Below are 12,183 nucleotides of genomic sequence, written 5' to 3'. Positions count from 1 at the left end.
CTCGCGCGGGCCGCCGCAGGTCCGGGCGCCCCCCGATGACCATGGAACACGCTGGACGCCGCCCGGACCAGGGGATCAGCCGTCAGACTTCGGCAAAAGCCGCGACGACCAGGTCGGTGAGCAGCGCGCCCGCGGTGCCGTCGGGGTCGAGATCGGGGTCGTAGATCGTGACGTTGAGTCCCACGCAGCGGGGCGAGCGGACCAGCGTCCGCAGCAGCGGGCCCAGTTCGCCGGGGAGCAGTCCGCCGTCGTCGGGGCTGTCGACGGCGGGCATGACGGAGGGGTCGAGCACGTCGGCGTCCAGGTGGACCCAGAAGCCGTCGAGGGCCGGGCTCTCCAGGCTCCGCACGACGCCGCCCGCCAGATCGGCCGCGCCCTGCTCACGGATCTCACCGACGGTCGCCACCGGGATCTTCAGCTCGGCGAGTTCGGCGCGGTCCTCGTCGTCGTCGCGGATGCCGAGGATCCGTACGTCCTCGTCCCTGAGATACGGCCGCAGCCCCTCCAGGCCGGCCAGGTCGTCCTGCCCCCGGCCGGTGGCGATGGCCAGCTCCTCGCCGCCCGCGGCGCCGATCCGGCCGCTGTTGCCCGCATGGCGGAAGTCGGCGGACCCGTCGACCGACACCAGTCCGTACCGGCCGATCCGGCGCAGGGCGAGTGAGGCGCCGAGCTGGATGGAGCAGTCACCGCCCAGGACGAGGGGAAAGTCGCCCGCGCGCACATGCCGCTCGACGCGGTCGGCGAGGGTGCGGGTGTACCGGGCGATCTCCGGGGCATGGAAGACGCCGTCCCCTTCCTCCCACGCGCCGCGGTCGTAGCGGGGCGGCACGACGACCCCGCCCTCGAACGCGCCGATCCGCTGCACGATCCGCTGCTCCCGCAGGGCGCCGGCGAGCTTGTAGCAGCCGGGTACGGTGCCGGGGGCCGGCGGACGAAGTCCCAGGTTGGAGGGGGCGTCCAGCACGAAGATATTTCGCATGCGCCCCATCCTCCGCGCCGTAGGCTTGCTCCTCAATCGGTTTACGGAATGCGACAGGGACGGCGGGACACGATGGGCACGCAGCACACGTACCGAGTGATCGTGCGCGGCACGTGGGAAGGGCTCAGCGACGGGGCCCGCGAGCGGCTCCTCGCCGAGGTGGAGGAACACGGCCTGGCCGCGATGCAGTTCAGCGAGGAGGGGTCGCTGACCTACGACCGCGTCCTCAAGCACTTCAGCTTCCGGTACGTGGTGGTGTCGGACGCGGCGGACGGCGAGGAGATGGCGTCCGCGATCGCCGAGGACCGCGCGGAGACGGCACTGCGGAAGGCCGGTTACGGGCACGGTGAGCTGCGCTCCACTGCGACGGACATGGACACCATGAAGATCAACTTCAAGGGGCGGCGGGGCTCAGGGGCAGCGTGACGCGACGTCGGCGGCCGCCGGCGCCTTCTCCGGGCGGGGTCCAGGACCGCGCTCCCGGCCGCCGCGCGGCCGTACGCCTGCACGCCTGCACCGGCATCGGCGGCTGCCCGGCTGCCCTTAGGGTGCGGGGCATGGCTGTCATGGATGTACGCAACGATTCCACCGGCTGGCTCACCCTGTGGCTCGAACCGCTCGGTGAGGACCGGTGGCTGAGGCCGGACGAGACGTTCCGCATCCGATCCGACTACAACGGCGACGAGCCGGCCTTCTCGGTGTCGTTCTGGGTGGATGAGGACGACCGGTCGGCAGGGATCGAGAACATCGCGGTCTGGATCGAGAGCGGTGACTGCTACGCGGAAGTCGTCGACGGATCGGGCCGTCTCATCGAGTGCGGGCACCAGCGGCCCGAGGCCGTCAACAGGCAATGGCAGGCCGCCCGGGAAGAGGCACAGAAGCGCCTGGCGGAACGGCAGCCCGGATGAGGGCGGGCCGGCCGGCAGCGGCGCGGGACGGCGCACCGGGAGCCGGCCCGGTCTGACCTCGCACGGCCGGCCTGTTCGGCGACGGTGCGGGCGGGTGGGGGTCCCGGGACGCGACGGCCTCGCCATGGGTGGTTCGCTCTCACGCAAACCGCCCGTGCCACCGGAGACTTCTCGGGCGGCGCCTATGCGGGCGCCGAGGACTCCGTGTGCGGACGCAGGACCATGAGCGGGCCTTCCACGGCCGCCACCATGGCGAAGGGGAACCGGTCGAGCTCGACGCACAGTGCCACGTCATCGGGATGGACCCCTTGACGCACCCCCTCCGCCAGCTCGGCCGCGGCGCGCGAGGTGGCGGCGCGACGGAGGAAGCCGGCAGCATCGGTCACGGTCCCGTCGGCTCTCCCGGCGATGTACTGAGCGCATGCCAGGTCCTCATCGGCCCGCCCGTCCTCGCCCGTGACGACGAACGTGGCACTGTCGCCTGCGCGTTGCCTCAGGAGCCGGGCCGTCGCCTCCGCGACCACGAAACTCGCGCACAGCACCAGGTGCGCGTCCTTGACCGCGAGGGCGCCGACGGTCCCTGCCGTGGTCTTCTGCACGACGGTCCGGCCGCCGAGGTCCATGGTCCGCAGCAGGCCCGGTGAGTTGACCGCGTCGAAACCCGGGGCGGGCGGACCGTCCTTGAGGGCCACCCAGTCCGGGTGGCGCTCCTTGAGTGCCCTGGCCTCGTCGAGCGATGCGGCGAGAACGATTCGCTCCGCGCCTCGGGCAAAGGCCCAGGCAGCCACGGTGAACGCCCTCATGACGTCCACCACGACCGCCACGGACGGGACTTCGGGCAGGTCGGCGATGCCGAGGAATCGAGTCTCCATGCGGTCATGATCACGTATGCCCGGGCCGGTGCGCCTGGCGCGTGAGGCACATCACGCACCGAGTCGCGGCGTGCGGGGCCCCCGGCTCCGGAGGGCGGGTTGTGAGGGCTGTGGAGACGGCGAAAGCGTCGCCGCTATGGTGAGCCGATGACGTCGATCAAGCAGTTTCAAGTCACCTTCGACTGCGAGGACCCTGAGCGCGTTGCCCGTTTCTGGTGCGAGGTGCTGGGGTATGTCGTGTCCCCGCCGCCGGAGGGGTTCGACACGTGGGAGGCCTACAAGACCTCTCTCTCCTCCGAGCAGCCGCTTTCAGGGTTCGCCTGCGCCGATCCCACGGGGGTGGGCCCGCGCATGTACTTCCAGCGTGTCCCCGAGGGCAAGGTCGTCAAGAACCGGGTGCACCTCGACGTGCGCGTCGGCACCGGGCTCGTGGGTGAGGAGCGCCTCGCCGCACTCGAGGCCGAGTGCGCCCGGCTGCTCCCGCTCGGCGCGGTACGCGGGCAACTGCTGCTCGCCGACGACGAGAACGAGTCCTGCCTCAACATGCAGGACATCGAGGGCAACGAGTTCTGTCTCGACTGAACGGCCGGACCGCCTGCTGCCCGTGCCGGTTCGACCGGTACGGGCAGCAGTTTCGGCGGGAGGGGGCGAGACGCGCGTCGTCCCGCACGAGGATCGCGCGCGGCAAGCGGATCACCGGGTTCACGAGTGGTTCCGTACGCCCCCGTACGGCGCTCAGGCCGACACGTGTCCCAGTACCGAGCGCATCGCACGGCGCACGGCCTGGCGTGACTCCTCCGTCGGGTCGAGTGTCTCGAAGGCGTGGCGGCCGTTCGGTACGTCGACCACCTCGACGTTCGCCCCGCACCTCTCGGACGCGGCCAGGAACTCCTCGACGGTGGCGGCGATTTCGGGCGACTCACGGCCTGCCCGGATGAGGACGAAGGGCAGGGCGCCCGCACCCGGCAGCGCTTCCACCGGGTGGAACCGGCCGTCGACGGGCCCCCAGCCGGGGACCGGAACCAGGATCGGATAGGAGGCGGCCAGGCAGCGCAGCCAGGCCGGCGGCCTCCTCAGCCAGTCCGCCGCGATGAGGCCGCCTCCCGAGAGGAACCACAGCGCGATCCGGTCCGCGTCCACCCGCGGGTCGGCCCGGACCAGCTCCACCGCGGCCGCCACGTCCGCGGCGGCGCGCGGGTAGTCGGCCATGTCGTGCAGGCGGTGATCGAGGGTCACACCGACCGCCCCCTCAGCGGCCGCGTAGCGGGCGTATCCCCTGAGGGCCGGCCAGTCCCGCGGGGTCGGCCGGGCCCCGGCGGGCACCGGTCCGCCGTGCACGAACACCACCGCCGGCCGGGGCCCCGCCGCCTCGGGCAGATACAGATCGACGTTGCCGGTCCGCTCGTGCGGCAGCTCCGGCACGTCCAGCAGGAACGGCCGCAGGTGCGCGGGCGGCTCCCCCGCACCGGGCGGGACCATGCGGTGCCCCTCGCCTGCGGCGGCCCGCAGCAGGACCTCGGCCAGCTCGTCCGGGAGGGACAGCATCGGCCAGTGTCCGGTGGGGAGTTCGAAGAAGGACACCTGGGGGTCGGCCAGGGCCAGGAAGACGGGATCGCCGAGATCCACCCGCCGCTGGACCATCTCGATGCTCGACCCGTTCGCGTTGCAGAGCACTCCGGTGACGGGCACCGAGGCCACCTCGCCGGTCAGCCGCAGCGGCTGGAGCAGCGTGCGCAGCGGCTGCGGGGAGGCCAGGGCGGTGAGCCGGTCCAGTGCCGCTCCGGGGATGCCCGCGGTGCTGCCCCAGCGCTGCCACTCGTCCCGGGCCGGGGCCTCCAGGCCCCGGCCCGCCCCCGCCGTACCGGAGTGCCCGGCCACTCTCTCGCGCGCGGACGGGTCCGCGACGGCGGCCAGCGCGGGCACTCCGTCCTGGCCGGGGCCCGCGTCGAGGCAGACGATCCGGCCGATGCGCTCCGCGCGGCGGTCGGCGGCACCGAGCACCGGGTGGACGCCGTAGTCGTGCCCGACCAGCACGATCTGCCGGTCCCGGCCGGCGCCGGCGCTCACCGAGTCGATCAGCGCGAGCACGTCCTCGATGTGCGTCTCCAGGTCGGTGTCGCCCGTCGCGGCTTCGCGGGACCCGCCGAGGCCGGTGAGCTCAGCCGTGTGCACCCCGGCACCCGACTCGGCCAAGGCCGCAGCGGTGTCGTCCCATACGTGTGCGCCGGTGAACATGCCCGGCACCAGGATGAATTCGGTCATGGTCCTCTCCTCCGCGATCTGTTGTCGGCGGGCCGTCCACGCTCGCCCGGCCCCCTCGCCGGTACCGTAGAAGCTCCCCCTGAGGGAGGTTCAAGTGTTCATGCCGCACGACGACGGCCTGTGCAGCATCGGCGAGCTCGCCGAGCGCGCGGGCGTCACGGTGAAGGCCGTCCGCTTCTACTCCGACAACGGCCTGCTGCCGGAGGCGTCCCGCAGCGCCGGTGGCCATCGCCGGTACGGCCCCGACGCACTCGGCCGGCTCCGGATGCTCCGCTCCCTGCGCGCGCTCGGCCTGCCGGTGCGCGAGGTGCGCCGCGTCCTCGACGAGGAGGAGGACGGGGCGGACAGCGTGCTGGAGGACGTCGTCGCGGGGCAGTTGCGCGAACTGGGCTCGCAACTCACGGCCCTGCGCTGGCGGGAGGCGGGGATGCGCCTGGTGCTGGAGTGCCCGCCCGGGGAGCGGGCCGACCGGCTGCGCCTGATCGGTGCGGTGACCGCCCCGCCGAACACGGCCCCGCTGGCCCGGTTCTGGCGGGCCTGGCTGCCGCCGCGGATGCCGACCCGGGCGACGGCCGCGTTCCTGGAGGTGGCGGTGCCTCAGCCGCCCGATGACCCGGATCCGGTCCAGGTACTCGCCTTCGCCCGGCTGAACGCGCTCGTGACCCGCCCCTGCCCGGGCGCCGAGCAGCCCCAGCCCGAGGCACACAAGGCCGCGGGGGCCCGCGGGCCGGCCGTACTGTACGCGGGTCTCGCCCAGGCGTACGAACTGGCCGGCGCCCACATGCTCCAGGGCCACGAACCGTTCGAGGGAGCGGAGTTGGACTGTTTCGTGGACGCGTACGCGAGCGCCTACGGCAGCCGGGACACGCCTGCCTTCCGCAGCCTGCTCGCGGGACAGCTGGCCGCCGACCCGCGCATCGACCGGTACTGGGAGCTGGTGGCCGACGTGATCACCGCACCCGGCGGCCCGCAGCAGCCGACCCCCGGGACCGCGCACGACTGGCTGTTCGCGGCGCTGGCCGCGCAGACCGCCGCGGCGGCGGGCTGAGCACCGTTCGGTCCCCGCCGACCGCTCGCCGGGCCATGGCGATCGGCCCCGTCACACCCAGGGCCGCACGCCCCCTCCCCCGGGCGGCTTCAGCGCATCTCCGCCGTGATCGCCCATCGTTCGTGGTCGCGCCAGGCCCCGTCGATGAACAGGAAGTCCGGTGAGAATCCCTCCAGCCGGAATCCTGCCCTGCGCACCAGTGCGACCGAGCCCGCGTTGCCCGGCTGGATGTTCGCTTCGAGGCGGTGCAGGCCGAGCGGACCGAAGGCGTGTCCGATGACGAGGTCGAGCCCCTCGCTCATCAGGCCGTGTCCGCTCGCGTGGGCGAAGGCTCCGTAGCCGAGCGCGCCGCAGCGGAAACCGCCGATGACGATGTTGTTGATGTTGATGAACCCGGCGATCGCCCCGTCTGCCCGGCCTCCGGCCGCCCCGTGCCGTTCGCACACGAGGAATCCCGCCTTCGACGGGTCCTCGATGAGTGTGCCCGCGTAGGCGGCGTACGCGTCGGGGTCGGCGGGCGGGAACAGCCAGGGGCGGTGCAGCTCCCGGCTCTCCCGGGCCCGGGCGGTGAACTCGTCCGCATCGGCGTACGTGAAAGGGCGGATCGCTGTGCGCGGCCCCTGGGCCAGGTAGGTGCTGTCGGACATCGGCCCAGCGTAGATCGTCGCCGCCCGGCCCATCGGGGCCGGGCGGCGACGAGGACCGCTACTTGGTCCGCCGGCGGAAGACGTACGCTCCGCAGGCCATGCCGGCCAGGAACATCACGATCAGCCACACGTACAGCGGCATGGTCACCAGCGGAACGATGAGGCGGACCTCGACGTCTTCGGTGTTCTCCGCGATGAACACGATCGACAGGACCGCGATGATGATGACAAGGATGCGGGCCGGTGTGAACGCACCCGCGCTGCCCTTGCTGCCGCTCGACACGTCCTTCGGGCTCATGAGGCGGCCCCTTCCCTGGTTCTGGTGCGCCACCGTCCCCCGGAGCACCAGGATGACTCCGTTCGGGTGCCGGGGGGCGGTGCTGTACGGCCGTTCGGGTGACGGCCGTACGCCTGGGCCGGGAGCGTGCGGCGGATCAGGGCCGGACCGGCCCTGTCGCGTCACCTCGCCGCGGCACCGACCACCGGAAGCTCCAGGATGCCGGTGTCCCCGGGCGCGCTGACGACCGTGACGGGCTTGATGCCGCGGTTGCCGAAGTACGCGCTGTCGCTGGCCGCGATCGCGAATTCCAGCCGGTGACCCGCCTCGTACCGGTGGACGATGCCGGGCAGCTGGACGGTGAAGGACCGGGTCACGTCGGGCACCCGGACCGGCGAGACGAGGCGCTTCACCAGCGTCTTGGTGCCGTCCGGTGCCACGTCGTACACCTTGGCGAACAGGACGAGCTTGTCGGCGGCGTCTCCGCTGTTCTGCACCCGCTCCGTCGTCGGCGAGACGACCTTCAGCGTGGCCTTCGGGGCCCCGACGACATCGACCGCCGAGTCGAGCGGGGCACTGGTCCAGCCGAGGTAGTTGCCCACGGTGTCGTACGGCTTCGGGTCGGGCAGTCCGATGAGACCGGCGAGTGAGCTCTCCGAGTGGCTGGTCGGCACGAGCCAGTTCGTGTACCGGCGGCTGCCGCGTGCGACGTCGGAGCGGTTGCCGACGAGCGTGCCGTCGCCGGACAGGTACATCTTCCGGGTCAGGCCCGGGACGGCGTCCGCGGTGCCGTAGCCGCTCTGCCAGTCACGGTAGTAGGCGAACTCCGGCCCGGTGTCCGTGGTCGTCTCGTGGCGGAGGTAGCGGTCGAACCAGGCGAGGATGCGCCCGCCGACGTAGCTGGTCTCCAGATTGCCCTGGCCCAGGTCGAGTTCGCCCTCCGCCTGACCGCCGCTGTGGCCCCATGCCTGCCAGATCATCTTGGCGGTGGTGCCCTGCGCCTTGAGCGTCCGGTACGTGGCGGTGGCCTCGTTGAGGTTGAACAGACTGTCGGCCTGCCCCTGGATCAGAAGGGTGGGCGCCTTGACGCGGTTCAGGTACGAGACGGGCGAGACACTGCGGGCGTAGGCGAGCATGGCGGCGGTCCTGTCCGCCGGGTAGCGGCCGGAGTTGAGCAGCCGGATGGTGTCGCAGGCCCGCGCGGCGAAGTGGAGGCAGTCCAGGCTGCCGAAGCGGGACGGGTCGAGGCTGGGGCTGAGAATCGTCTGCCCCTCCCCCATCAGGTAGAAGCCGTTGGTCCACTGCCATTTGAAGACGCCCGCGGTGTCGGAGGAGACGCCCGCCGCCGCACCGGTGTTGTTGGGAGCCAGCGCGTAGCCGAGATCGTTCCAGGTGATGAGCGGGACGAGGGCGTCGACGCGGGGGTCGACCGCCGCGGTGGCCATCTGGATGGCTCCGCCGTACGAGCCGCCGATCATGCCGACCACGGGGTCTCCGGGGCCGTCCTGGGTGACGAAGTCGGCCTCGGTGCCGTCGTCCGCGGCACGGGTTCCGCCGAGGAAGTCGACGAGGGCGGCCGCCGCCCTGCCGTCGGTCTCCGGGTCGTCGAGCGTGATGAGGCAGCCGGACTTGCCGAACCCCAGGCCGGAGTAGACGAGTCCGGCGTAGCCGCGCGAGGCGAACGCCTTGCCGATGCCGTCGGTCGAGCCGTCCGACTTGCTGCCGCCGAAGCCGTTGGTGGCGAGGACCGCGGGCACCGGGTGCCGGGCGTCGGCCCCGGCGGGGCGGTAGAGGTCGGCGTCCACGGTGCAGGACCGGCCCCCCGCGGACACGGTGAACTTCAGTGCGGTGACGGTGTACGCGGACGCCTCGGCCTCCGTTCCCGCCTGTGCGGTGCCGGCGAACGCGAGGGGCGCGGCGAGCGCGGCACCCGCGAGGAGGGCGAGCGGTCTGCGGGACAGCGCCTTCGACGCCTTCGACCGGGAGCGGGAACCGGAGACAGCACGCGACACGAGGACCTCCACACCGAGGACACCTTACCGACCGGTAAGTACTGGGCCGCGCTCATGCTGTGACACAGGTCATGGTGGTGTCAACGCCCAGGACGGTGATTCCTGAAGGTTGTTCAGCTTCTCCGCGTCACCGCCCCGTTCGGGCCTGCGCCCCGGGCCGGCACCCCGCTCTCGCGCCCTGTCCGCGCGCTCACACCAGGGCCGGCACCTCGACGGTGAGCGTGGCGGGACCGCCGTCGGCCGGCGCGTCCAGCACCGCCGGCACCCCGAGCGGAATCGTCAGCCCGGTGGGGCCGTGCCCGAAGCCGAGCTCCTCGACGACGGGGACGCCCAGCGGGCCGAGCCGGTCGGCGAGAACGGCGCGCACCCGCTCGTACGGCCCGCAGCCCGCCCAGGAACCACAGGCCACCCCGGCGACGCCGTCGAGCGCCCCGGCCCGCAGCAGCTGGGTGAGGATCCGGTCGATGCCGTACGGGTCCTCCGTGGTGTCCTCGATGACGAGCAGGCCGCCACGGGCCGACGCGCGGGCGTGCGGGGTGGCGAGGTCGGCGGCGAGCAGGCTCACACAGCCGCCGTACGTGACGCCCCGGGCCCGCCCCGGCACCAGCGCCCTCGCGTCGTCGAGCCCCAGCGTCATCACCGTCTCGGGCTCGAAGAGGGTGGCACGCAGGGACTCCTGGGTCCTCGGGTCCTTCAGGAACGTCTCCGTACCCACCATGGGGCCGTGCAGCGTGGCAAGCCCCGTCCGCAGGGCGAACGCTTCGTGGAGCACGGTGATGTCGCTGTAGCCGACGAACACCTTGGGCCCGGCGGCCCGCATCGCCGCCCAGTCCACCAGGTCGACCATGCGGTGTGCCCCGTATCCGCCCCGGGCGCAGATCACCGCGTCGACGGAGGGATCGCACCAGGCGTCCTGGAGGTCCCGGGCCCGCGCCTCGTCCGCACCCGCCAGGAAGTCCAGCTCCCGGTGCACGTCCAGCACATGCGGCATCACCACCGGAACGAGGCCCCAGCCGCGCAGGAGGTCGAGGCCGGGCTCCAGCCGGTCGGCGGGCACCGGTCCGCTCGGGGAGACGACGGCGACCCTGGCACCCGCGCGCAGCCGGGCGGGACGGGTCAGTGGCGCGAGGGCCGCTCCGGTCGCCGCCCCGCCGGTCCTCGGTGCGTCCGTTGTCACTTCTTCAGCTCCAGCCGCGGCACGTCGGTCCGCTCGATCCCGAAGGTCTGGGCGTACAGGGAAAGTTCGGATTCCAGTGCGCTGATCATGGTCTCGGCGCGCCGGAATCCGTGGCCCTCGCCCGGGTAGGTGAGATAGGCGTGCGGGATGCCGCGCCCCTCGACCGCGGCCAGGAAGCGTTCGCACTGCACCGGTGGGCAGATCGGGTCGTCCTCCCCCTGGAGCAGCAGGAAGGGGGTGGTGAGTCCGGCGGTGCCGTTGATCGGTGACCTGGCGCGGTAGCGCTCGGGGACCTCGGCGAGGGGGCCGACCAGCGATTCCAGGTACTGCGACTCGAAGTCGTGGGTCTCGTCGGTGCCCCAGCCCGTGAGGTCGAGGATGGGGTAGATGATCGTGCCGCAGGCGTAGACGTCGGTCCCGGTCAGCGAGGCGGCGGCGGTCCATCCCCCGGCGCTGCCGCCGCGGACCGCGAGCCTGCCGGGGTCGGCGGTGCCCTCGGCGGCCAGGGCCCCGGCGACTGCGGCGCAGTCCTCCACGTCGACGACGCCCCACTGTTCACGCAGCCGGTTGCGGTAGGAGCGGCCGTAGCCGGTGGAGCCGCCGTAGTTGACCTCGGCGACGCCGATGCCGCGCGAGGTGAAGTAGGCGATCTCCAGGTCCAGGACGAGTGCGGCATGGCCGGTCGGACCGCCGTGTGCCCACACCACATAGGGCGGCAGCTCGCCGTCCGGGCCGGTGTGGTCGGGGCTGTGCGGCGGGTAGACCTGGGCGTGGATCCCGCGGCCGCCGGGTCCGGTGAAGGTGCGGACGACGGGCTCGGGGTAGTACGCCGGGTCGACCGCGTCCGCGTGCGGTGCGCCGATGATGCGGGTGCGCCCGGTCGAGGTGTCCAGCTCCACGATCTCGTACGCGCTGTGCGGACTCGCCGCGATACCGATGACGCGGCTGCCCTGCACGGCGAGGGTCTCGGCCCATTCGGTCCAGGGCCCGGCGATGTCGACGAGGTCGCCCGTCTCCGGATCGAGGATGCCGAGGGTGGTGGACCCCTTGCCGTGAATCGCGGCGATCAGCCCGTTGTCCAGCGGGCGGAACCAGTTGAGCCCGATCTTCCACAGCGGTCCGGCGAACTCCTCGTCACGGGGGCAGAGTTCGACCGCCTCCCCGTGCGGGTCGGCGCGGTAGAGGTTCCACCACCCGCTGCGGTCACTGGCGAACACCAGCCGCCCGTCCGCGGCCCACCGGATCTGCGGTACGGATTCCTCCGGGCCGCCGGCGAAGCTCCGGGCCTCGTGGAACGTGCCGTCCTCGGCGATGTCCGCGAGCATCACCTCGGTGCCGTCCCACGGCATCCGCGGGTGGTCCCAGGCGATCCAGGCCGCGCTGCGGCCGTCGGGCGAGACCTCGGGGCCGGTGACGAACCGGTGCCGGTCGTCGGAGAGTTCGCGTACCGCGGTCCGGTCACCGGCCGCCGATCCGTCGAGCGGCACGGCGGCGATGACGCGGCGCAGGTCGGTCGGGCCCTCGCCGGTGAACTCCTCCAGGACGCACCAGACCTCGCCTCGGGCACCCCGGTCCGGGTGCAGCCGCGGATCGGCCCAGCGCAGTCCGCCGCCGACTGCGGAGACGGGGGTGAGCGGCCACGGTTCACGGGGTCCGTCGGGCTCGTAGGCGTACAGCCGCTGGTCGTCGAAGTGCACGAAGACGATCAGCGGGCCGCCCTGGGCACGCTCGGTGCCCGCCCAGGGCCGTCCGCCGTACTCGATGACGCGACTGCGGGCGTTCCACGGTGCGGGCAGCTCCGCCGTGGTGCCGTCCGGCAGTCGCCGGACCAGGGCGCGCCGGCCGGCCTGGGCCGGCCGGGGCTCCGTCCACCACAGCTCTTCGCCGACCGCTCCGACGTACTCGGGGCGGCCGTCGCGGGAGGCGGCCAGTGCGGCGTCGATCGGCGACGGCCAGGTTCCGTAGGCCCCTGTGGATACCATGTTCCCATTCCCCCCAGCG

Annotated in this window: 12 protein-coding genes; 4 read left to right on the top strand and 8 right to left on the bottom strand. The window is 72.7% G+C overall.

Annotated features, from left to right (window positions below):
- Window positions 1-82: 82 nt before the first annotated feature.
- Complete coding sequence (locus ACGFZA_RS11015; protein ID WP_393678689.1) at window positions 83-979, bottom strand: arginase family protein; 897 nt, start codon at window positions 977-979, stop codon at window positions 83-85.
- A 72-nt stretch (window positions 980-1,051) separates the two neighbouring features.
- Between ACGFZA_RS11015 and ACGFZA_RS11010 the strand changes: the two genes are divergently transcribed.
- Together ACGFZA_RS11010 and ACGFZA_RS11005 are read left to right on the top strand one after the other, a co-directional pair.
- The gene (locus ACGFZA_RS11010) at window positions 1,052-1,405 is read left to right on the top strand and encodes a DUF6204 family protein (protein ID WP_385283272.1); all 354 of its coding nucleotides are present in this window, start codon (window positions 1,052-1,054) and stop codon (window positions 1,403-1,405) included.
- Window positions 1,406-1,536: 131 nt separating this feature from the next.
- Complete coding sequence (locus ACGFZA_RS11005; RefSeq protein ID WP_385283269.1) at window positions 1,537-1,887, top strand: hypothetical protein; 351 nt, start codon at window positions 1,537-1,539, stop codon at window positions 1,885-1,887.
- Window positions 1,888-2,069: 182 nt separating this feature from the next.
- On the opposite strand, the gene ACGFZA_RS11000 is transcribed toward ACGFZA_RS11005, so the two are convergent.
- On the bottom strand, window positions 2,070-2,759 hold the full coding sequence (locus tag ACGFZA_RS11000; protein WP_393678688.1) for a 2-phosphosulfolactate phosphatase: 690 nt from the start codon (window positions 2,757-2,759) through the stop codon (window positions 2,070-2,072).
- A 147-nt stretch (window positions 2,760-2,906) separates the two neighbouring features.
- Between ACGFZA_RS11000 and ACGFZA_RS10995 the strand changes: the two genes are divergently transcribed.
- Window positions 2,907-3,341 (top strand): VOC family protein, encoded by a 435-nt coding sequence (locus ACGFZA_RS10995; RefSeq protein WP_385283264.1) that lies wholly within the window; start codon window positions 2,907-2,909, stop codon window positions 3,339-3,341.
- A gap of 153 nt (window positions 3,342-3,494) precedes the next feature.
- On the opposite strand, the gene ACGFZA_RS10990 is transcribed toward ACGFZA_RS10995, so the two are convergent.
- Window positions 3,495-5,021 carry an alpha/beta fold hydrolase gene (locus tag ACGFZA_RS10990; RefSeq protein ID WP_385283262.1) on the bottom strand — a complete coding sequence of 509 codons (1,527 nt, stop codon included), beginning with the start codon at window positions 5,019-5,021 and terminating at the stop codon, window positions 3,495-3,497.
- Window positions 5,022-5,121: 100 nt separating this feature from the next.
- Here ACGFZA_RS10990 and ACGFZA_RS10985 point away from each other — a divergent pair, with 100 nt between their 5' ends.
- Window positions 5,122-6,069, top strand: coding sequence for a MerR family transcriptional regulator (locus tag ACGFZA_RS10985; protein WP_393678897.1), 948 nt, complete (start codon window positions 5,122-5,124; stop codon window positions 6,067-6,069).
- Between the two features lie 89 nt (window positions 6,070-6,158).
- Here the strand turns inward: ACGFZA_RS10985 and ACGFZA_RS10980 are convergent, their stop codons facing one another.
- The 5 genes from ACGFZA_RS10980 to ACGFZA_RS10960 all read right to left on the bottom strand — a co-directional run bounded on the left by ACGFZA_RS10980 (window position 6,159) and on the right by ACGFZA_RS10960 (window position 12,164).
- Window positions 6,159-6,716: a GNAT family N-acetyltransferase gene (locus ACGFZA_RS10980; protein ID WP_385283259.1), complete on the bottom strand. Its 558-nt coding sequence runs from the start codon at window positions 6,714-6,716 to the stop codon at window positions 6,159-6,161.
- A gap of 58 nt (window positions 6,717-6,774) precedes the next feature.
- Window positions 6,775-7,014 (bottom strand): DUF1049 domain-containing protein, encoded by a 240-nt coding sequence (locus ACGFZA_RS10975; protein ID WP_385283256.1) that lies wholly within the window; start codon window positions 7,012-7,014, stop codon window positions 6,775-6,777.
- A 161-nt stretch (window positions 7,015-7,175) separates the two neighbouring features.
- On the bottom strand, window positions 7,176-9,005 hold the full coding sequence (locus ACGFZA_RS10970; protein WP_393678687.1) for a CocE/NonD family hydrolase: 1,830 nt from the start codon (window positions 9,003-9,005) through the stop codon (window positions 7,176-7,178).
- A gap of 190 nt (window positions 9,006-9,195) precedes the next feature.
- On the bottom strand, window positions 9,196-10,182 hold the full coding sequence (locus ACGFZA_RS10965; protein WP_385283253.1) for an LD-carboxypeptidase: 987 nt from the start codon (window positions 10,180-10,182) through the stop codon (window positions 9,196-9,198).
- Window positions 10,179-12,164: a prolyl oligopeptidase family serine peptidase gene (locus tag ACGFZA_RS10960; protein ID WP_393678686.1), complete on the bottom strand. Its 1,986-nt coding sequence runs from the start codon at window positions 12,162-12,164 to the stop codon at window positions 10,179-10,181. The genes ACGFZA_RS10965 and ACGFZA_RS10960 overlap by 4 nt, the downstream gene beginning before the upstream one ends.
- Between the last annotated feature and the right edge of the window lie 19 nt (window positions 12,165-12,183).

Source organism: Streptomyces sp. NPDC048211 (assembly GCF_043202315.1).
GTDB lineage: Bacteria > Actinomycetota > Actinomycetes > Streptomycetales > Streptomycetaceae > Streptomyces.
Note: the sequence above shows the minus strand (reverse complement) of the source record. Positions and strands in the feature narration are given on the sequence as shown.

What these genes read in the sequence shown, in the direction of transcription:
- ACGFZA_RS10975 (WP_385283256.1), bottom strand. Translation starts at nt 7,014, where the DNA reads ATGAGCCCGAAGGACGTGTCGAGCGGCAGCAAGGGCAGCGCGGGTGCG.
- ACGFZA_RS10990 (WP_385283262.1), bottom strand. Translation starts at nt 5,021, where the DNA reads ATGACCGAATTCATCCTGGTGCCGGGCATGTTCACCGGCGCACACGTA.
- ACGFZA_RS10995 (WP_385283264.1), top strand. Translation starts at nt 2,907, where the DNA reads ATGACGTCGATCAAGCAGTTTCAAGTCACCTTCGACTGCGAGGACCCT.
- ACGFZA_RS11010 (WP_385283272.1), top strand. Translation starts at nt 1,052, where the DNA reads ATGGGCACGCAGCACACGTACCGAGTGATCGTGCGCGGCACGTGGGAA.
- ACGFZA_RS11005 (WP_385283269.1), top strand. Translation starts at nt 1,537, where the DNA reads ATGGCTGTCATGGATGTACGCAACGATTCCACCGGCTGGCTCACCCTG.
- ACGFZA_RS11015 (WP_393678689.1), bottom strand. Translation starts at nt 979, where the DNA reads ATGCGAAATATCTTCGTGCTGGACGCCCCCTCCAACCTGGGACTTCGT.
- ACGFZA_RS10980 (WP_385283259.1), bottom strand. Translation starts at nt 6,716, where the DNA reads ATGTCCGACAGCACCTACCTGGCCCAGGGGCCGCGCACAGCGATCCGC.
- ACGFZA_RS11000 (WP_393678688.1), bottom strand. Translation starts at nt 2,759, where the DNA reads ATGGAGACTCGATTCCTCGGCATCGCCGACCTGCCCGAAGTCCCGTCC.
- ACGFZA_RS10985 (WP_393678897.1), top strand. Translation starts at nt 5,122, where the DNA reads ATGCCGCACGACGACGGCCTGTGCAGCATCGGCGAGCTCGCCGAGCGC.
- ACGFZA_RS10960 (WP_393678686.1), bottom strand. Translation starts at nt 12,164, where the DNA reads ATGGTATCCACAGGGGCCTACGGAACCTGGCCGTCGCCGATCGACGCC.